This is a genomic window from Mucilaginibacter sp. (assembly GCF_028288225.1).
Lineage (GTDB): Bacteria > Bacteroidota > Bacteroidia > Sphingobacteriales > Sphingobacteriaceae > Mucilaginibacter.
Genome location: NZ_JAQBOC010000088.1, coordinates 83,388 through 105,843 on the forward strand (window position 1 = coordinate 83,388; position 22,456 = coordinate 105,843).

Below are 22,456 nucleotides of genomic sequence, written 5' to 3' on the forward strand. Positions count from 1 at the left end.
ATTACATTTATCCAAAGTACTTATTTAATATTTATAATGTAACTAAACTTTTGAGATTCAGAAAAAGGTGTGCATGACGCTATAGGTTTTGGTCCGCATGAATTTGAACCCACACCAAGTGTACGTGCATCAATGCATAAAACTGTTGCACTGCTCTTTGGCAAATCAATCCTATACTCTACATTTTCCATTTCTTCGTCGCTATATGGCAATGCCGATACCTGCAAAAGCGCTGTATCTTTTTTTACCGTTAACGATGAACCTGTGTTTGAACTTACCCTCGCCCAGCGCACATCTTCATGGTTACCGGCTTCCATTGGTTTTTCATAAGGTGTTAGCTGCTGTGCAACTGTACTTTGATACTGGCCGACATCAAAGCCAAGCTTGCGGTCCGAATAATTTTCCATTGGCCCTCTGCCAAAGTAATTAAACTGGTCATAGTCTTTGTTCAGCATAAACCGTACCCCTACTCTTGCAAGCGGAATTGTCGTGTTATTGAAAGAAACGTCGTTGCTAACTTTTATAGTTCCATCACCGCCTATTTCGTAATTAACTTTATGGGTCACTACAAAACCGTTTCTGCCTTTACCCTCCAATTCGGCAAGGACCTCAACGTTATTATCGTCACTTTGCTTAAAAGAAGCTTTGGTTACAGACCATACTAATTTTTTAAGCCCATATTTTTCCCATGATTCATTTGCCCATATATCATCGTTACGGTGTGGTGCACGCCATAGGTGCAGCAAAGGGCCTCCCTGGCTGATAAGCATATTGTTGTTATGGCTTTTTATTTCGGTGAATGTTCCTTTTGTTTTACTAAAAACAAGGCTAAAATCCTTCCCGGCCACATAAATATTATTATCATCATTTGATGCTTTTATTGGTGCACCAGCATTTTTAGGGCTTTCCGCTGCACCCGCACCTTCTACAGGTAATACAAGCTGCTGCGAAGCAATTTCAAATCCTTTTTTTGCCCAAAGTTCATCTTTTGTTGTAGAAAATGAGATTTTTAAAAAGTATTCTGCACCCGGCTTAGGTGTAAACTGGTAAGGTACCTTAACATCTTCAGACTGGCCCGGAGTAATGTGTCCAACAGGTAAAGTTCCTTTACTTATTTCCAAACCATTTTCTGTTAAGCTCCAGCTTGCCAGGAAACCATCTAAGCTGATAAACTGGTAACGGTTATGAATATTTACTATTCCTTTTGATAAATCAGCAGGCTTAATACTGATCCACTGATAGGCATGCTTTAATTCCGGAAAATGCGGTTTAGGGGTACGATCTGAAAACACAACGCCTTTGTGAATAAAATAATGATCATTTGGTGTTTCGCCAAACCCGCCCCCAAATGCTATGATAGGGTGTTTAAGGTCGAATTTATTATAGATGCCCTGGTCCTGCCACTCCCAAATACAACCACCTAATAAATTTGGATATTTATCAAACAGGTCGTTATAATCGGCTACGCTACCCATTGAATTGAACATAGCATGGGCATACTCGCAGAGGTAAAACGGCTTGGTCAGCTTATCATCGGTAGCATATTTTTCAACCCATCCCAGCGATGTGTACATTTCGCTATCCATATCGGCAGGGTTTTTATCTCCTATGCCAAAACCCTGGTAATGCGTAGGGCGGTCCGGATCAATATTTTTAATAATATTTAATGCCGCCCTAAAATTTGATCCGCCGCTGCCGCATTCATTTCCTAACGACCAGATGATTACCGAAGGGTGATTTTTAAAATTCTCAACGTTCGCCACATTACGATCAATAATTGCAGCCGTTATTCTTGGATCTTCATTAAACTCATCCCATGCACCATGGCATTCAAGGTTTGCCTCGGCAACCAGGTAGATCCCGTATTCGTCGCACAGCTCATACCATCTCGGGTCATCTGAGTAGTGACATGTCCTTACATGGTTACAATTAGCCTGCTTGATCAACACGATATCCTTTATCATCTGTGCTTCGGTAATGGCATGGCCAACATCCGGCCAGTTCTCATGGCGGTTTACTCCTTTAAGTTTTACAGGAACTCCGTTTACAAGGAACAGTCGCCCTTTAATTTCAATTTTTCGGAACCCTGTTCGGGTTGAAACAGTTTCAATGGTTTGATCTTTATCTTTTATGGAGATAACAGTAGTATAAAGTGCAGGTGTTTCAGCTGTCCATTTGCGGGGATGCGTTACCGGGATCTGAACGGTTAAAGTAATCTCGGCACCCGGCTTTAATGCAGGAATTTCGACTAAGCCTTTTGCGTTATCAACCAGTTTGTTGTTGTCATAAAGGTCAACTGCTAAACGGCGTGGTTTGGTTATTACGTTCCCGAAGTTCTTAACTTTGCCAACAACCTCTAATGTAGCATTATTGAATGCGCTGTCGAATTTGGTTTTTACAAAAAAATCGCGAATGTGTTGCTGGGGCGAGCTCCAAAGGGTAACATTTCTGAAGATTCCGCTCAATCGCCACATGTCCTGATCTTCCAGGTAGGTGCCGGTTGTAAAACGGTAAACTTCGACGGCAATAATATTGTTGCCTGGCTTTACAAAATTGCTTATATCAAAATCGGCAGCATTGCGACTGTTAACACTGTAACCAACTTTTTTGCCATTTACCCATAGAAAAAATCCGGCATCAACACCATCAAAGGTTACAAAAATGCGGCGGCCTTTCCAGCTTAAAGGCACTTCAAAATTACGCCTGTAGCTGCCTACCGGGTTTCTTTCTTTATAAGCCGTAAAACTTACAGGCGGCGTTGTCATTACGCGGGGGAAATCTTTTTGAAAAATATAGTCGTAATTGCTATAATAAGGCGTACCATAACCTTCAATTTGCCAGTTGGAAGGCACTTTTATAGTTGCCCATTTGTCAACCTTGTAACTTGTTCTATAAAAATCAACAGGGCGTTGCTGCGGCCATCCAACCCAATTAAATTTCCATAATCCATTAAGTGTTTTGGCGTACGATGATGCATGACGATTTGCCTTTAACGCTTCAGTTAAATTAGCATATGGCATTAAAGTGGCATGTGCAGGTTGTTTATTTATACCGATGCACTCGGGGTCTTCAATTTCTTTGGGGACAAATGCAGTATCCGTTTTTGTCAGCCAGCTTGCTGACCGCATTTGCCCGTTGCTTATTTGATAGCCAAAGGCTAAAATTAAGATCAGTACAGTTTTTGCAATTTGTTTTTTAAACATCACTTTGCTCATTGGTTATTCTTAATAGGTTTGATAGTTTAGTTGAATTATTTCCGCTTGTTTTGCAAAACAAAAAGCAGTGGTTCTTTAATGTCACAATCGAGGTTGCCTAAATCAATTAGGCATTGCATTATGTACAATAATGCTCCTATAATGCTCCTATTTGATCTCACCCAGCCGGACTTTATATTTTTCTATTGGCTTACTTGTTATTACTACTTATTGGTTCCGCTTACTTTATTTATAACCCAGTTCCCAATTTTTGTGCCTTGTAAAAAGCCATTATCAATAGCATCCATAAAGTGGATCCCGCCCCAAAACCTGGAAATAGCAGCTTCCTTTGCAGCCTGGTTGAACGAATTAAATTGCCTTGGATGGATCCCAAAGCTTATCTCAACATTATCTGTATAGTGAAAATTACCCCCAAAGTAATGTGTAAGAATTATGGCAGAGGCCGCAGAAATTACCGAGTGACCGCTAATATATTCAGGGAACGGCGGTGTTTGTAACAAGGGTTTCCAATTAACATCAATATACCTGCGAAGGGCAGTTTCCGGGCGGATACGGTTGGTACGGTATTTATCATCCCAACAGCATATAAAACCATCCAGTAGCCCAATTGATAATACCGTATGGATCTCCATTGACTTTGAAAACCCGGTTTTTGTCTGCTGGCAAGCTATGCCCGCAATACCCATCCAATGCGCCCCGGGCGAGATCTTTTTTAAGCCAACCAGCATATGCCCGTTATCCTGCATAGCAAATGGGTTACAATCCCAAAAACCGGCTACGGTACGCTGTTCATCTGTTAATCCTTTTCCGCTTGCTTTATAATTCATCATCATAAATTTATAAAAGGCAGAATTCTTGTTAGTGGAAAAAGGAATTGGCGTGTCGGGCAAAAACTGAGAAGCAGAATCAAGTGTTAACGGGCGAATTGTATTAAAATAAGGTTCAACCGGGGCCATATATGCCGGCGGAGTTGGGTCCCATGTGCTATCCTTTCCAAGGGGCGTGTACCTGGTATAATTGCTGATCCTGTTGTATTTGTCCTTTTTTGCATACGCAAGTATTTGTTTACTTATAGCTTGTGCATAACGTTTTGAACTATCAATTGCCTCATCTGTAAAACCTATTTTTCTACACGAATCCAAAAGGTCCTGTTCATATTTAATTAATAAGCTGCCTGATGGCTGCAGTTTCCCCGCTGTTTCCAACATAGCAATTAACGCACTCAACTGATAAGCATACCCCTCAGCGAATCCCGGCTTCTTTACAAACGGATATTCATTTAAAATACCATGCATGCTCTTTACACTTTTGTCATTCTCTGCTATTACTTCATAACCCGCCAAACAAGTGTACGAAAAAAAGCGTGCGGCCAAAGGCGGGTTGGTTACATCATGAACCATAACAGCCGTCATCTTATCAATTACTTTAGTGATGTCGGCACTTGTTAATGTGGGCTGCACTTGTTTTTTATTGCGGCAGCTGCTATACAAAATAGCGGCAGCAAACAGGATAGCTATTAAAAAAACCTTTCTTTTCATACAGTTAATTTTCTTTATAGGCCTTTACCCCCTGTTGATTAATTCCGAATAACAGGGTATGGTTTACCTCTATCACGCTCCTTACATCTCCCCACAATTTAAATCCAGACTGGATCTGCGGGATATACTGAAAATGGCCCTTGCCATCCCCTTTTAATAAAATACCATAATTAGCATCATACTTGCCAAAACGGAGTCTGGCCCTGTTAATATTGCCGCATAAAAGCAGATCCTGGTTACCATCATGGTCATAATCCAAAGCTGTAATAGTGTACACAGGCGAAAACTGCACCTGTAATGGCAATGCGGATGGCTGTAATTTACCTTTGGCATCGCTTAAAAAACAAGTAGTGGCCAGGTTATTGGCTTCTAAATGCCCGGCGTCTTTTAGTTCTAAAGTGGTAAATATATCGGTAAGCGCTGCATCTGCATAACTCTTGTAATCAGGAAAGCGTGATCTCATCATGCTGATCTGCTCAAGAAGTTCATCCCGCGAAACGTATGGATAGCTTTTGTGCTGGATATAAAAACATAGGATAGGATCAACTGCCCCGTTATCATCAAAATCCTTATAGTACATCTCTGCGGGCTCATCAACACTGGCTTTGCACTGGGTATTTAACCCCTGGTTTCCAACTATCAAATCCGGGTGTCCGTCATGGTTAAAATCATCCACAAAAATCTTATTCCACCAGCCGCTATTAGGTTCATCAAAATAGTTTTGGGTGTTATTTACAAGTTTACCATCCATATTAATCAGTACGGTTACGGGCATCCATTCTCCTACCAAAACCAGGTCAGGCTTTTTATCTCCGTTCATATCTACCCATGCGGCATCGGTAACCATGCCTATATGCTGCAATTGGGGATTATATTTTACCGTTTCATCAGTAAAATGCCCTTTGCCGTCATTAATAAGAATATAGCTTGATGGTGTTTCAGGGTATCTGCCGGGTATTACTCTCCCGCCAACAAATAAATCAGGATGGCCGTCAGCATTAATATCGGCAGCCCTTACACAGCTTTTACTGCTCAGCATTACCGGCAGTGTTCCTTTTGATTTGGTAAAGTTGCCTTTGCCGTCATTTAAATAAAGTCTGTCCTGCAATAATGGATCATTAGACAGATAGTTATCATAGCCGCCGGAGCACACATACAAATCCGGTTTACCATCACCATTAGCATCAAAAAATACGGCATCGGCATCGCTGCTTTTTTTATCGGCATCAAAAGCCGGTTCTGATTTTGCTGTGAACCCCCTTCCTGTTTGTTGAATATATAGTACCCCCGGCTTTCCATTACCTCCGCCCACATAAACATCTTCAAGCCCATCGCCATTTACATCTCCCTTTGTGATGCATGGGCCACCAAATGATAACGGGTTTACCATAAGCGGCTGCCGTTTGAAATCGTTAACGCTATTTTTTTCTTGCTTATTTGCAATAGGCGAATTAACCTCTGTAAAAACAGGTTTTATTGTTTGAGGGATTTGAATACTGTTAGCGGCATCCTTTTCGTTGAGCGTTAATTGCTGATCGGCTTTAACGCCCTTTAAAACCTGCGCTTTCCCCTGTTGCCATACAATGCGCAAAGAATCTACCTGTTTATCTTTCCCTAACCCAAAATGCAATATCGGTGATACGCTTGATTGAAACCCGCGACTCGGCATTTGCTCAAGGTATTGTTTTTTGTTTTTTATGTAGATAGTAACCTTTGCACCTATCCCCTGGGTGTTCTTTCCCGCGCCTTCGAGTTTGAGCTGCAGGTAATGGTTACTTGATTGTTTGTTAGATTCGTTTTGATAGATAAATGCAGCCTGGTTAATATTGTTAACAACCAAATCAAGATCACCATCATTATCCAGATCTGCATAGGCTGCGCCATTGCTGTTAGATGACTGCGAAATACCCCAAGGAGCGCTGGTGTTGTTAAAGGTTAAATCCCCATTATTTTTAAAAAAGCAACTCTTTACCTGCGAGGAAGGCATTTGTTGTACCAGGTTAAATATATCCTTACGCATTAACCTTCTGTCCTTCAAAAAGTCACCCATATATTTTACAAAATCCATATTTGTAAAGTCACGGGTATAGCCATTGGTTACAAAAAGATCTTTCCAGCCATCATTATCATAATCAGCAAATAAAGGAGCCCAGCTCCAGTCGGTATTTGAGATCCCGGAGAGCTGCCCAACTTCGCTGAAAGTTCCATTGCCATTGTTTATTTGCAGCATATTGCGCATATACTGGTAGTAGAACCCGGTTTTAAGAGTCAGGTCAAATTTTTCATAATTATCCGGCGCAAACAATAATTTTTGCCGGCGATTATCTTCCGGAAGCATATCAAGTGTAAAAATATCAGGTAACCCATCGTTATTGATATCTGAAACATTATTTCCCATTGAAAATTGGGAAGTATGCCCTACTGATGCTTGTAATTTATTAGTGAATGTACCATCCCCGTTGTTGATATACAGAAAATCGGGTATGGTATAATCATTGGATATGTAAATATCGGGCCAGCCGTCTCCATTAATATCTGCTATTGCCGCCCCAAGCCCGTAGGTAAGGTCTGAACTGCTTATGCCGGCCTGTTCAGTTATATTTTTAAAAACGCCATTATCGTTTCTGTACAATCTAACGCCGTTCAGAGAGTTTGATTTTTTTAATGCAGCTATGGTATTTACCTCATCTAAAACAGGTAACTGGATGGGACTGTGGTTTAATAAAAACATATCCAGGTCGCCATCCCGGTCATAATCAAAAAAAACAGCCTGGGTACTGTATCCCTGGTCGGCTAATCCATATTGTTGTGCTTCCTCGGTAAAATGAGGAATGCCGTCTTTATCATTTCCCTGGTTAATAAATAGTTGATTTTCGCGCTTTACAGGCCCAACATTTCCTGAATAACAAACATAAATATCCAGTTTCCCGTCACCATTTATATCAACCATAGTAACCCCCGTTTTCCATGGGCCCGGTCTGCCGGCCACATCTGCAATAGCTGTTATATCAGTAAACTGCATATGTCCCTTATTAAGATACATTTTATTATCGGTCATATTGCCGGTAAAATACAGGTCCTGTAAGCCATCCCCATTCAAGTCGCCGGTAGCTACTCCCCCGCCATTGTAAAAGTATTCATACATCAGCACATTGGTATTCAAACCTTCGCTTAATATATTACTAAAATCCACATGGGTTTGTTCTGGTGTTAACAGGGTAAATAAGGGGTTGGCATTACCGCTGTCGGCTTCTTTGTTTTCAGCTTTGTGGCTGCACCCCATTAAGGTTATGATACCGGCAGAAAGTAGCGGAATAAATATTCTATTGTAAATGTTCACCAAATTTTGGGGTTAAATAATGGATTAAAACTTAAAAGAATGCCGGTATTTTACACCGGCATTCTTCACACTAAAGATATAGAATTTAAATCTCTTTAATTAATAACCAGGGTTCTGGACTAACTTATTATTTTTATTAATCTCGTCCCTGCCTATAGGCGGGAAATAAAGCTTGTCATTCCACGTACGATTTTCAACTCCAGGATCAATCTCCTGAACGGTATAGGTATAGTTGTAGTTATCGGTACTATACCTGTAAGTGCTCACTGTTTTTCCAGGTTTTAAAACACCTGTAATCTTCATTATTTTTGCTTTATTACCAAGTGTTTGCGGAGCAATCATCCAGCGGCGCGCATCATAAAACCGTTGTTCTTCAAACATCATTTCTACATTACGTTCATTCCGGTATCGTTGTACCAGTGCATCACCTGCATCTGTAATGGCAGGCATACCCGAACGGAAACGGATCTTATTAAGCCAGATCTTGGCTTCGCCTTCTTGTCCCAACGCTAAACACGTTTCTACATAATTAAAAATAACTTCGGTGTACCTGATCAAAGGTGATGGCACTTCTGCTCTGATATTTTGATCAACGATTGCCGGATTAGGGTCCATAAACTTCCTGATACCATAACCGGTACGCGTTCCGTTCCAGTTTTCAATAGGGCCGTTCCTGGTGTCCAAACCAAAGTAGGCCACAGGACTGCTTGCACTACCTGTTTGATAGGTGCCCATTTGAATTTCATTATAAGGATCTATCCCTGCGCCATCAGCCGTGCGCGGCTTCCATGGTGCACCATCATATAAAACAGATGCATATAAACGCGGGTCTCTGTTTGCATAGGGGGCTGCTGCTTCCGCAGGCTTACTCCAGTCGAATTTTGTGCCATCCATCATTTCATAATCATCCACCATATTTTGAGTAGGCTCGCTTGCTGTCCAGCCATGGTATCCATTGGGGCCATTGTTTCTGCCATACCAGGCACCGTCTTCATCTTTACTATTGCTGAAATACCTGGCAAATATAATCTCTGCTTCGCCGCCATTTCTTGATAAATATGAGTTTTGATAGTTTGTAAATGCATCAGTAGCAGAAGCAGGGGCAGCTAAAGTAAGCATATAGCCATAGTTGCCTAAAGCCATTACTGCTTTTGCCGCATCCTGCGCCTTTTGCCAGCGGGCGATACGGTCTCCGTCTACATAGCCCAATAACTCCGGATGAGCAAATTGAGATATAACGCTTGATTTACCCTTTGCAGTTGGGATGTCATGCAAATCACTGGCTGCATATAACAACACCCTTGCCTTCAGGGCTAAAGCAGCAGCACTTGTAGCGCGCCCTTTTGCCAAAGTTTTACCTTGTAATAGGGTGCTGGCCTGATCTAAATCACTTATTATAAAGTCAACACATTCGGCATAAGTGTTCCTTGCGATGGTAAAGTCAGGCGTGTTAAGCGCATACGATGCTTTTACTATTGGAACTCCCCCATAATATCGCAGCATTTGATTGTAGAAATATGCCCGCAAAAAGTAGGTTTCTCCTTTTAGCCTGTCAACTAATGTTTTATCAAGAGAGGACTTAGCAAGGTTCTCTAAAGCAAGGTTAGCTGCCCTGACCCGGGCATACATTTCACCCCACTCATATGTATTATTTACCCATCCCAAATTAGACGGGCTTATATTTGCCTCCATTATATCCTGTTTCCCAAAATTATAGAGCGCATTGTCGGTAATGCAATCCATATTTTCTCCACCGATCTCTCCGTTGTGCAAGCCATTATACTGCTCGGTTACAAACGCCTCTGAAAGATTAGGATCTGCCCAGGTAATATCTGCTGATGCCTGGTTTAATGGCTTTGTATTCAAAAAGTCTTTCTTACACGAAGTAAGCAGTGCTCCCGATACAATTGTTATTATTGAGATATTTCTTATAAATGTTTTCATATCGTTAAAATTAAAATTTTACACTTGCGCCCAAATTGATAACTCTTGCCTGCGGATAATACTGACCAGATGAACTGGTTGCTTCAGGGTCATAAATTTTCTCTTTAGACCAGGTAAGCAGGTTAAGGCCATTTGCATAGAACCGCAAATTGCTGATGCCAATTTTTTTACCAATTGATGCAGGAAGCGTGAAACCGATTTCAGCATTTTTAAGCCTGATATAATTTGTGTTCAGCAACCAATACGTGTTTCCGCTAGAAAAATACTGGTTATTTCTGTCAACTGTGCGGGGGTCTGTTGTGCTTGGGTTCGCAACCGTCCAACGATGGTCATAGCTGTACTGCAGGAAATTACCAATAGTGCCTGATTCAGTTTGCAGAAAAAGCTGTCCGCCGGCTGCACCCTGGAATAATACAGTTAAATCAAAGTTTTTATACTGCACCCCCAAATTTAAACCTCCCTGGAAGGTAGGGTCACCTGTTTTATCATTCCTCACCTTGTCATCACCGTTAATTTTATGATCTCCATTGTAGTCCTTATATCTCATATCACCCAAGCGGATGGTACTTTCACCTACACCACCGTAGTCAACATAGTTAGGATTAGTTTTATCGTTCGCTACGTCAACTTGAGCTTGCGTAGCGAATATGCCATCATATATGTAATAAAGCTGGCTGTTTATAGGATGTCCTGTGGATTTTTGCCATGCCGGTGCTCCCGGAACTTCAGACCAATAATCGATCTTGTTTTTGGCATAGCCGCCGTTAATACCTACATTAAACCTCAAATTTCCAATATTATCATGATAATTTAATTGAAATTCCCATCCTCTATTGCTCACTTTCCCGATATTTATGGGAGGTATCAAACCTCCTGGTATTGCTGTCGCAGGAATAGCGCCATTATAAGCCAATAATATAGAGGTACGTTTGTTTTGGAATGCTTCCAATGTAAAATCTAATTTTCCGTTAAACACAGTACCATCCAAACCAATGTTAATATTATTAGCTACTTCCCATGTGAAATTTGGATTGGGTACCACATTCTCATATAACGTTTGAGCCGGTGCACCATTAATTATATATGAACCCACATTATACAAGGGTAAATAAGCGAATTCGTCTAAGGTATTGGTACCAGGTTTAACAACATAGTCATTACCTAATTGGCCCCATGAACCACGCAACTTTAAATTTTGAACGAATTTTACATTGTTTTTAAAGAAACCTTCTTCTGAAATTCTCCATCCCGCTGAGATCCCGGGGAAAAAGCCAAAACGGTGAGTTTCCGGGAACATATATGAACCATCTACCCGCCATAAAAACTCAGCTAAGTATTTTTCTTTATAATTATAGCCCACCCGGCCAAAATAATTTAAACGGGCTTTTTCCCAGGCACCGCCATAATTACCTATCTCCGCGTTACCTCCGGCAGATAATTGATCAATAGATGTTGAGTTAAAATATTTACGGTTGGCGCCAAAATAACTATCGTTTGATTTTTCTTTGGTTATACCTGCAAGCACTACGACATTATGACTGCCGAAACTATGCGTATAACTTGCTATTCCTTCAAGCATGCTGCTTAACTGATCATCAGAGCCCTGGCTAAGATTTGCCTGTGCAGGCCCGCGGGCCACTTTGGTAAGCACCGGGGTTTTACCATCAGCTTGATAATGCACATTATCCCAGCTGTACACGTACCAGGGTGTTTGCCATGATTTAGTTTGTTGCATATATTTATCTAAAGCAACGTTTGCGGTAAATTTTAGACCCTCTACTCCGGGAACAGAGATCTCAAGTTTTCCATTAGTCTGCACATAATACCGGGTGTCTTTATTGTACCCGGTTTGATTGGTGGTGATCAATACCGGTTGCTGGCCGTTTTCAATATCCGGTCCGGGCAAACCATTTGGCCAATAAGCCGGCCTGTATGGATAACCACGCATTAACATTCTGAAGATATCATTGGCTCCTCCTCCGTTCGGAAAGAAACGATTTTCCTGGCGGCCTGTTACACTGAAAGAGGTATTGATGTATTTATTAATCTTAGCGTCGAGATTTAAGCGCAAATCATATTGCTTATACCCGGTAGCAGAATTTTTGTAATACCCGTCCTGGTTTTCATATCCTATCGAGGTAAGGTATTTCACAGTTTCTGTACCGCCCGATAATTGCACATTTTGACGAGATTGAGAAGACCAGTCTTTTAAAGTAGCCTTAAACCAATCTGTATTGGGATGCCCCCAGGGATCAGAGCCATCAGCAAATTTCTGAAAGTCAGAAGGCTGGAACGTTGCTGTAGTAGTAGCTCCGTTATCCGGCCTGGTAAACTTACCTGCCGTTTTAAACGCGGCGGATGCGTCGGACCAATATTGCGAAGGTAAGCCATACAGATCTATTTCGTTCACCATTGTGGCATATTCGGTAGAATTAGCCATTTTAGGTATGGTGGTAGGCTGTGCCCATCCATGGTTATAAGTGTAAGAAAGCTCTGGTTTACCCAATTTACCATGTTTGGTAGTAACCAAAATAACACCATTAGCTGCCCTTGCTCCATAGATAGCTGCAGATGCATCTTTTAATACAGAGATGCTTTCGACATCGGCAGGATTTATACGGTCAATATTGTTTTGCCCCGCCGGGGACGGAACGCCATCTATAACTACAAGCGCATCGTTGTTACCTAAAGTGTTGGTGCCTCGGATCCGGATAGTTGAATTGTCATACCCGGGTTCGCCGCTTCCGTTCATAGCAATAACACCCGGCATACGGCCAGCTATAGAGTTAGAAAGGTTCAAGGCTGGTGATTTCACTAATTCCTCGCCTTTAACTGACGCAACAGAACCTGTCACCGTTACTTTCTTTTGCACACCATAGCCTACAACAACAACCTCATTAAGATTTTTAGATGATGGCTGTAAACTTATGGTTATAGATGTCTTTCCTTCTACCGGAATTTCTGATGTTTCATAGCCTATGTAAGAGACTACCAGGATTGAATTATCAGGTATGGATGAAAGTGTAAAATTTCCATTCGCATCGGTTACTGTACCCATGGCAGAATTTCTAACTTTTATTGATACCCCAATTAAGGTTTCGCCGGTTACCTTGTCAATTACTTTTCCTTTTACGGTTATTGGAGCGGCTTTATTTTTATTAAAACCGGCGGTATTTTTTCCGGACGTTAGTAAATTATTATTACTGCTATTTTTTGCGCTGGCAAAACTAGTGAGTAATAAAAATATTAAGATATGCCCCATCATTATCTTTGAGATTTTTGATAATGTGAGTGCTTTTTTAAGTAAATTATGTTGCATAGTTGATTTTATTAGATAACAGATAAAAATTAGGTTCTAATTCACGACAATTATTTAATTGCCGTACAATCACTCTTTATAGCTACGTACAGTGTTTTTTTCTCATGGTTTTTTAATTTTTAGGTTAGTAATTGGTTAATTATCGGTTTATACTGGGTGTATTGTGTTTGTTTATATTTATAACCGTATAAAATACATTTATAATTTCATTCCCTAACATGCTAAGCCCGCTGTTGACAACGAACAGGGTATCTGCTACAAATAATTAATTAATGTAAATAGTACAGGTATTATTGGCGATGCTAATCTGGTTATAATAGCGTATTTTGAAGGGGGGTAAAATCGTAATTATAGGGGGGCTATTTCATAATAAAAGCAACTTCTGCGACTTTCTGAATAAAATAAGCAATAAAATTACTTTTAGCGTTTGGCTTTTGTAACAAAATGTTTACTTACCTGGTTAAATTGTTCCCTGTACTTTTTTATATATTCAGAAGGGTTTATACCAAATAACTTACTAAACTGTTCCCTGAAATATTTGGCATTATTTATACCAACTTTATAAGCTGCTTCGGCCACTGTACAATCAGTATTTAGCATAATTTCAGCCGCTTTACGGAGCCGGATGTACCTTATAAACTCATTTGCAGATCCGCCGGAGATAGCTTTGATCTTTTTATAAAGATTGGAATGGCTCATGCCTATTTCGTCCGACAGATTTTTAATACTGAACTGCTCATCATCCAAATGGCTTTCAACTATAACAATACACTTTTCTAAAAACTCTTTGTATTCTCCCGAGATCTTAAAGTTGTTGGACTTTAACGTAATTGCATTATAAAAATACCTATGAAGGTTTTCATGGCTTTTTATTAATCCATTAACCCTGGCTATAAGCACTTCCTTTTCAAAAGGTTTTGTCATATAATCATCGGCGCCGCATTCTAACCCTCTTAGCTTAATTTCGGGCAGGGTATTAGCTGTTAATAAAATGAATGGTATATGGCTTAATGATGCATCCTCCTTTATACGGCTGCACAGGTCTATACCGCTTAAACCATTCATCATCACATCGCTTATAACTAAATTGGGTGTAAGCTTACAAATCATATCATAACCGTCACGGATATTATCAGCCTCAAAAACCTCGTATTCATCCCTAAATATTTGTAACAGGTATTGTCTTGTCTGGTAGTTATCTTCAATTACAAGCAAGACTTTTTTTGAGCTAACTAATGCGTTGTAAGCGTCTGCAGGTGTTTGATTTAAGCTTGTGGTTTCTATTGCCGGCACCTCATTGTCCATAAGCTCGTCTAAAAAAACCGATGCTCCTGTCGTATCTTCAAAAATTAAGCTATTGCCCAAGTGTTTTTTACCTTTTAAAAGCGCAATACTAAAAGTACTCCCTTTAGTTTCCTGGCTTTCATAACTAATGCTGCCTTTGTGATTATCAATAAACGTTTTAACTAAATAAAGCCCGATTCCAAACCCGCCCCCCTGCGACTGACTTATATTTTGGACCTGGAAAAATCTGTCAAAAAGCTTTTCGCCTATTTCTTTACTTATGCCATAACCTGAATCTTTAATTTGAATGGTTACGTTCTCTGAATTTTCGTTAATGCTGCAGCTTACATTACCATTATCAGGGGTGAATTTTAAAGCATTTGAAATTAGATTAAAAAACACAATTTCCATTTTTTCACGATCGGCATAAACCTCTATTTCTTCACTCACGCTACTAAAATAAAAGTGAATATTTTTAACTTTTGCCTGGTAACTAAAGTAAAAGAACACCTCTTTGCACAGATCTACAATATTAAGCCTAACTATTTTCAGTTTATCTTCGCCACTATCAGCTTTTCTGAACAACAGTAACTGATCTGTTAAGCTTAACAAGCGTTTTGCATTGCGATATACCACCTGCAGGCTGTTCAGATCTTCATCAGTTTGACCTTTGCCGGATAAAAGTTCTTTTACCGGGTTTATAATTAAAGTAAGCGGCGTACGGTATTCATGCGAGATATTTGTAAAAAATGAAAGCTTTTTTTCGTTCAGCTTTTTTTCTTGTTCGGCAGTAACCCTGGCAAGCTTAATATCATATCTTAGTTTTGACTGATTGCTTTTATAATTTACGTAGTAATAAACCAACGCTATGATAAATAAACCAAAAAATAAATAGGCATACCATGTTTTATACCATGGCGGTAAAATACGGATATTTATAGAGGCATAATCAGCAAACCAAACACCATCCTGGTTTGATGCTTTAACCTTAAATACATAATCGCCAGGCTCCAGGTAACGATATGTGGCTGATTTTTGCGTTTGCACATAATTCCATGACTTATCAAGGCCTTTAAGCTGGTAGGCAAATTCACTTTTTTCGGAATAAGCATAGTTTAATGCCACATACTGAACAGAAAACACTGATTGCGCCGGTTTTAAAACTATTTGGTCTGATCTGTTAATAGCCTTGCTTAAAATATGATCTTTCTCTCCTACTTCTATATCTTTATTAAATAACTGCAAACCTGTAATAATAACCTTAGGCTTAAACCCGCTTCTTTTTACATCATCCGGAAAAAAAATATTGTAACCTTCAGTGCCACCAAAGCACATAAAGTTGTATCGTTGGCTGTACATAGATGAGCCAGGGCTAAAATGACCGCCTTGCAATCCATTTGAAAGATCATAATTTAAAACACTTCGTGACCACTTTTCAATTTTTGACAAGCCTTTATTAGTGCTTACCCATATATTTCCTTTTGTATCCTGCTCTATAGCATTTATAGTACTGTTTGCCAAAGCGTCATTTTCAGTATATTTCGTAATTTTATTATTATCTGTATCATAACTGATCAGGCCGTTACTTTCGGTACCAATAAGCAATTTATTTCCATAACATTTAAGCGAATAAATTACCCTGCTTGGCAAAAATTTATCTATTTCGGCACTATTAAAACAACTGATGAATTTATGCCGGTCTTTGTTATAACACAAAAGCCCCGAACCACAAGTACCTATATATACATTCCCCTTTTTATCCCCGCAAATTGCCCGGATATTATTAGTGGCAAGGGTGTGGTTATTTGATGAATAGTTTATAAAAGTGCTTTTCCCTTTTGGCAACATACTTATACCGCCCCCGTTGGTACCGATCCATAAATTATTTTCAGGGTCTTCATAAATTGTTCTTACATCGTTGCCACATAAACTTCCTGCATCTTTGGCATTATGCATGTAATTACTAAAGCGGTTATTTTTTTTATCATACTTAAATAAACCATGTGCGTATGATCCGAACCAGAGATCGTTATTTTGTCCTTTGTATGCAGTGAGGATGGCTACATTTTTTAAAGGCGCGTTTATCCCATCTGCATAATAATGCTGAACAACCTCGCCATTCAGCTTCTTTTTATAAATGCCATCTCCATCGCTTCCCAGCCATAAATAGCCTTCATCATCCAGGCACATTCCATAATATCTTAAATACCCCGAGCTATGAGGCCCAGGCAGCTTATTGTTGAATTTTTTAAATTTATCGGGTACATTACCCAACAAATATATACCATCGCCATAAGTACCCGCCCACACATTTTTATCCTTATCTAAATAAAGCCTGTTTACACTGCGTTCTGTTATATTAAAATTATCATCATTTTTTACAGCATCAATACTTACACTCTTAAAATTTGATACCGTAGACTTTTCCAGGTCCAACTTATACAAGCCGCCATCCTGCAAACCAATAAGTAAATTATTATTGTCTTCTAAAAGGGAAGAAAAATTATTGCTCCGTAATTGAAATTGAGATCCGTTAAAAGCATAAATTTTATTTTTCGTTCTTTCATAAACTGCAAGGCCCCTGGTTGTTGCTATCCATATGTTTGAATAATGATCTTCAATAATTAAATTTACCCTTGCCCCCGGAACAAGATTTAAAGGCATTCCACCACTTACCTCATTTTGTACAATGCCATTTTGCACCTTATAAACTGAAACTAACCCTTCCGATCCCACCCATAGCAAGCCTTTGGAGTCCTGATGAATAGTTGTTAATTGGTTTGATGATGGTACCGGCTGATTTTTGGGTTTGTAGTTTTTAAACTGCCGGGTTAATTTATTATAAGAGAAGATGCCGGCAGTGTAAGTGGAAAACCATACTATATTTTTTTCGCCCGATGACATGCCACTTACATTGTTTATTAACAAGTTAGCACCGGGCTGAAACTTTAAAAACTTTTCGGTATTGGGATCAAATTGATAAATACCCAGACGTGTTGATATCCATATACCCCCCTGGGCATCTTTAAATATCAGTTCGATGTAATTACTGGGAAGGCCATAAGGGTTAGCAGCGTTATGCTTAAAAACTTTAAAATTTATTCCGTCAAATCTGTTCAGGCCATCCTCTGTTGCAAACCACATAAACCCATTATCATCCTGAATTATATCGGTAAGAAATCCATAGGAGAGTCCGTTTTTAAACGAATATTTTAAAACCTTCCTGTTATAAGGTTGCTGGGAGAACGCACAAAACCAGCACATTACACATAGTATAATTAAAAACACTCTTCTCATAAATGGTATTGTAATTGGTTAAAACAGCAACATATTGACACTGCTATCTCAAAACTAATAATAATAATGTAATATAAATGTTGCACAGACAATTTATCAAATGAAAATTTAGTATTTAATTCATTTTATGCTTTTTTGGTTATATACATTTGTTAAAATCTAAAAGTATGCAGGCGTTAATATTAACAAGCAATTTTTTGACTATATCTTGCTTTATAAATACCTTGCATACAATGGCTAATTCTCTATCCTATATCCTAACCCTTTTAGTAGCAGGTATTGCGCTTATCGTATTATTAACTACCAGGTATAAGCTCCCGGCATTTTTCGCATTGTTCCTGGCGTGCCTGTTAGTTGGCCTGGGCATTGGCCTTCCGTTGGGCAGTGTTATATCTGTAATAAAGGACGGTTTTGGTAACATATTAAAATCATTAGGCTTAATAATTGTATTGGGAACCACCCTGGGCCTGTTGCTTGAATACACGGGAAGTACCACAGTGATGGCAGCTTTCCTATTAAAAAAACTTGGAAACAAGTATGCGCCTTTAGCTATGAGCATTACCGGTTTTATCGTGGGCCTGCCAATATTTTGCGATTCGGGATATATTGTACTGAGCGGCCTGAACCGCTCAATGGCAAAACGCACCGGCATTTCTATAATAACCATGTCGGTTTCGCTTGCTACGGGTTTATATGCTGTTCATTGTTTAGTTCCTCCTCATCCGGGAAGCTCAGCCGCAGCAGTAACCATCGGTGTTGACTTTGGGAAACTGATATTAACCGGAATGGTGGTTGCAATACCTGCAATGATTGTTGGCAATTTATGGGCCAAATATGCCGGAGGAAAAAACATCGACCCAATAACTGAAGATCCAATTGCAGTAAACGAAACAGGTAAAGCACCCTCATTATTAAAAGCCTGCCTGCCTGTTTTTGTGCCAATAATTTTAATTGGCACGCGATCTTTTTTAACAACAGGTACAACTCCTTATCCGGGATGGATAATGTTCTTACTTTCATTAGGCGATCCTGTTATCGCATTGCTGATCGGGGTATTACTGGCGTTTAATTGCAAACAGGGGTGGCAAAAAACTGAATTAAGTAAAATTTTGCAGGAAGCTACAGAAAAAGCTGGTGGCATATTGGTAATAATAGGCATGGGAGGTGCATTTGGCGCTATTTTAACAGCCACCAAAATAGGTGAGCATTTTAGCCAGTCGTTGACATTAGGCAGCATGGGGATCTTCTTCCCATTTTTATTAACATCTGTTTTAAAAACGGCGCAAGGTTCATCAACTGTTGCCATTATTACTGCGGCTTCTATAGTGCTGCCGCTGTTACCGGTGTTAGGTTTAAACACTGAAACAGGCAAGTTGCTTTGTGTGCTTGCCATGGGTGGTGGCTCAATGATGATATCGCACGCTAACGATGCTTATTTTTGGGTGATAGCAAAATTTTCCGGCCTTGAAATGAAGACAATGTTAAAGGTATATTCAACAGCAACCATATTAATGGGGTTAACAACGTTAACAATGGTTTATATTTTATCAAAAATATTATAGTATGCATATACTTATTGCGCCAAACGCTTTTAAAAATAGTCTTGATGCTGCGCAGGTTGCCTTAGCAATTCAGCAGGGTATAGCACTAAGCAAACTTGAGTGTACTACAGAATGTTTCCCCATTGCAGATGGTGGCGATGGCACGGGCAGCCTGATCATTAAAAGTTGTAATGGCGCTATAATCCGGAAAGAAGTAAGTGACCCGCTGGGGCGAAAGACCGCATCTTTATTTGGGTTGATTGATAATGGCAAAACGGCCGTAATTGAGATGGCCGATTCATCAGGCTTGCGGCTGCTAAAAAAGGATGAGTTAAACCCGCTAATGGCATCTTCATATGGAACAGGAGAACTGATCAAATTTGCATTAGATAAAGGTGTAAACAAGATAATTATTGCTATGGGCGGCTCAGCTACCGTGGATGGCGGCTGTGGCATATTAAGCGCATTGGGGGTTGCATTTTTAGATAAATCAGGCAACCGTTTACAAGCCATACCTGCAGATTTGATCTATATGGTTAAGATTGATACCGCTGCACTTGATAAACGAATTTTTGACTGCGAAGTAGTAATACTTTGTGATGTTGATAATAAGCTTTTAGGACCGGAAGGAGCCGCAAGTGTGTTTGGCCCCCAAAAAGGTGCACAGCCTGGTGATGTAACGTTTTTGGAAGGTTTTTTAGAAAACTTTGCAAAAGTATCGGCTGCACAAAGCGGGAAAAACATGGCGGAGATCAAGCATGGCGGGGCTGCCGGCGGCGCTACGGCTGGTTTACATACCTGGTTAAACGCAAAGCTGGTAAATGGTATCGCCTATTTTTTATCGCTTACTAATTTTGAAGACGCTTTAAACCGAAGTGACCTGGTAATTACCGGCGAGGGAAGCATTGATAGCCAAACCTTACAGGGAAAAGGCCCTTACGGCGTTGCATTGAAAGCAAAAAACAAAGGAATACCTGTTATAGGAATAGCAGGGAAAGTTCCGGCAGAGCCTGACGAAGAGCTGCTAAAATATTTTAATACTTTAGTATCTATCAACAATGAACCAATGGATATTGCAATGGCTATGGCCAATACGAGAGAGAATTTGATAAGTACGGCAACCGCTATTGGTAATATGATAGCATTATCAAAAAAACACTAATTGTACTTGCTAATTTATACACTATAAAATCAGATCAAACATCTTTAATAAAACTTAACTTAAAGTTTACCGCCTGGTATTTGCAATTATTTAGGAAGCCTATTTATCCAATACTGCCCTGCCAAAAACAATAAAACGGTGTACGTAAACTTCTTCATGTTATGTGATAAATTTACTTTAATATGCTGCATGTTATTTCAGTTTTAAATTGTTAATTCCGTACGGGCCGGTATAAACAGTTTTGTTTCTTAAGGGTGAATTTGCGGGTAACTGATAGTTAGTAAAAGTTTTTAAATGCGAAGCCGAAGTAATTGTTGCCTTACCCGGGTTTTTAAAGTCCGGTTTTATATTTAAGCCGGTCACTTTTCCATCCTTTTGCTCTTTACCTGTTTTAAGAGCCCATGCGTTAAGGGCTGCTAAACCATCAATGTTAAATCCTTTTTCTATACTCCACCAGTTGTTATCGTGGTATATTACATCTCCAATTTTGTCCTTGCCCCTGATAAGTGTATCCTTCCCTACGAATATATTGTTGTAAAAACGCAATCCCCTGCTTTTGCTCACTTCCGAAAAACATATTGCTGCCACTTTTGAATTGTATATAATGTTGCCGTAAACATCGCAATCATAGAATTGCTTTTCGTCATCCGAGCTATTCCATACATAAAGCCCTGCTTGCGAATCGGAAACGGTGCCATCATTTTCGCTGATGTTGTACCTGAAAATATTGTGGTGCCAGGGGCTGGCTCCCCAGTATTGAAAAATGCAATACCCGCTGCCCTGGTTTTCGTACGAGACGCAATACTGTACTATTGAATTGGTAACGCCTCCATCAAAATCAAACCCACCCCCATCAGCGCCCCCCTTAGAGGTTTTGTTGCGATACGACAAGCAATGTTGAATAACTACGCTATCAGCTTCATAAGCCCAGATCCCTACGGGGCCGTTACCAATACGGGGCATATCCCAGCCGTTGTTTGTTGCTGTACAATGATCTATCAATACATTCCTGCAATCGCCAACTACTATCCCATTTCCGCTGTGATTAGTAAGATTTGTTGGGTCGCCGGGGTTATTTTCGGTCCGGCAATTTAATATTTTGATGTTTTTGCTTAGCCTGGTTTGGTAAGGTCCTTCAACCGTTATTCCAGCCGAACCATTGTCATGTGCAATAACTTTGTTCACCACGATATTTTGTGAGGAATAAATAAGCAAGCCCGATTTTTGAAAACCTGAAATATCCAGGTCATCAGCCTCAATTTTATTACTGCTGATAATAGCCAGCCCATCTTTTATATTACCAGATTTTCTACCTGAGCCTTCAAGTGTAAGATGCTGAAGTTTAATATTTTTACCTTTGTAAATCCTTATGGCTGTACTGTCTTTAGCGTTTATGATAGCATGACCAGTACCATAGGATGTAATTATAACAGGCTTTTTTTGAGAGCCCTTAATGCCTTGAGTAAGTTCCAGGGTCCCTTTAAATGTTTGGCCCGATTTAAAATAAACTGTATCGCCTGCTTTTAAATGAAGACTGTTTATCTTATCAATAGTTTGGAAAGGTTTGTTTTTTGTGCCCTTATTATTATCATTACCTGATTTGTTTATATAGTACGCTTGTGGATAGGTTGACTGCTGTGCAAAGCTTTTTTCCGCATTACATAACTGTGCAGCTAAAATGGCACAACAGTACACAACAAATTTTCGAAGAATCATTATAATTGGTTTTAGGAACAATAAGGTGTATGATGATCAAAGCTAATCATCACAAAATTATTTAAGGATATTAATGTACATAATTTTGTTTAAGCCGGGA

Annotated in this window: 9 protein-coding genes; 2 read left to right on the forward strand and 7 right to left on the reverse strand. The window is 39.7% G+C overall.

Going from position 1 to position 22,456, the window contains the following annotated elements; translation table 11 throughout:
* Nucleotides 1-20: 20 nt before the first annotated feature.
* The 6 genes from JWQ54_RS26285 to JWQ54_RS26310 all read right to left on the reverse strand — a co-directional run bounded on the left by JWQ54_RS26285 (nt 21) and on the right by JWQ54_RS26310 (nt 17,937).
* The gene (locus tag JWQ54_RS26285; protein ID WP_299590859.1) at nt 21-3,215 is read right to left on the reverse strand and encodes a glycoside hydrolase family 2 TIM barrel-domain containing protein; all 3,195 of its coding nucleotides are present in this window, start codon (nt 3,213-3,215) and stop codon (nt 21-23) included.
* A gap of 203 nt (nt 3,216-3,418) precedes the next feature.
* Nucleotides 3,419-4,753: a vanadium-dependent haloperoxidase gene (locus JWQ54_RS26290; protein WP_299590860.1), complete on the reverse strand. Its 1,335-nt coding sequence runs from the start codon at nt 4,751-4,753 to the stop codon at nt 3,419-3,421.
* Nucleotides 4,754-4,757: 4 nt separating this feature from the next.
* Nucleotides 4,758-8,036 (reverse strand): VCBS repeat-containing protein, encoded by a 3,279-nt coding sequence (locus tag JWQ54_RS26295; protein ID WP_299590861.1) that lies wholly within the window; start codon nt 8,034-8,036, stop codon nt 4,758-4,760.
* 156 nt (nt 8,037-8,192) lie between these two features.
* Nucleotides 8,193-10,037 (reverse strand): RagB/SusD family nutrient uptake outer membrane protein, encoded by a 1,845-nt coding sequence (locus JWQ54_RS26300; protein WP_299590862.1) that lies wholly within the window; start codon nt 10,035-10,037, stop codon nt 8,193-8,195.
* Nucleotides 10,038-10,047: 10 nt separating this feature from the next.
* A complete protein-coding gene (locus tag JWQ54_RS26305) occupies nt 10,048-13,356 on the reverse strand; it encodes a TonB-dependent receptor (protein WP_299590863.1) in 3,309 nt (1,102 codons plus the stop codon).
* Between the two features lie 420 nt (nt 13,357-13,776).
* A complete protein-coding gene (locus tag JWQ54_RS26310) occupies nt 13,777-17,937 on the reverse strand; it encodes a hybrid sensor histidine kinase/response regulator transcription factor (RefSeq protein WP_299590864.1) in 4,161 nt (1,386 codons plus the stop codon).
* 233 nt (nt 17,938-18,170) lie between these two features.
* Between JWQ54_RS26310 and JWQ54_RS26315 the strand changes: the two genes are divergently transcribed.
* Both JWQ54_RS26315 and JWQ54_RS26320 read left to right on the forward strand, forming a co-directional pair.
* Nucleotides 18,171-19,499 (forward strand): GntP family permease, encoded by a 1,329-nt coding sequence (locus JWQ54_RS26315; protein ID WP_299590865.1) that lies wholly within the window; start codon nt 18,171-18,173, stop codon nt 19,497-19,499.
* Between the two features lies 1 nt (nt 19,500).
* Nucleotides 19,501-20,640 carry a glycerate kinase gene (locus JWQ54_RS26320; protein ID WP_299590866.1) on the forward strand — a complete coding sequence of 380 codons (1,140 nt, stop codon included), beginning with the start codon at nt 19,501-19,503 and terminating at the stop codon, nt 20,638-20,640.
* A gap of 192 nt (nt 20,641-20,832) precedes the next feature.
* Here the strand turns inward: JWQ54_RS26320 and JWQ54_RS26325 are convergent, their stop codons facing one another.
* Entirely contained in the window at nt 20,833-22,356 is a 1,524-nt protein-coding gene (locus tag JWQ54_RS26325) for a right-handed parallel beta-helix repeat-containing protein (RefSeq protein WP_299590867.1), read from the reverse strand.
* Between the last annotated feature and the right edge of the window lie 100 nt (nt 22,357-22,456).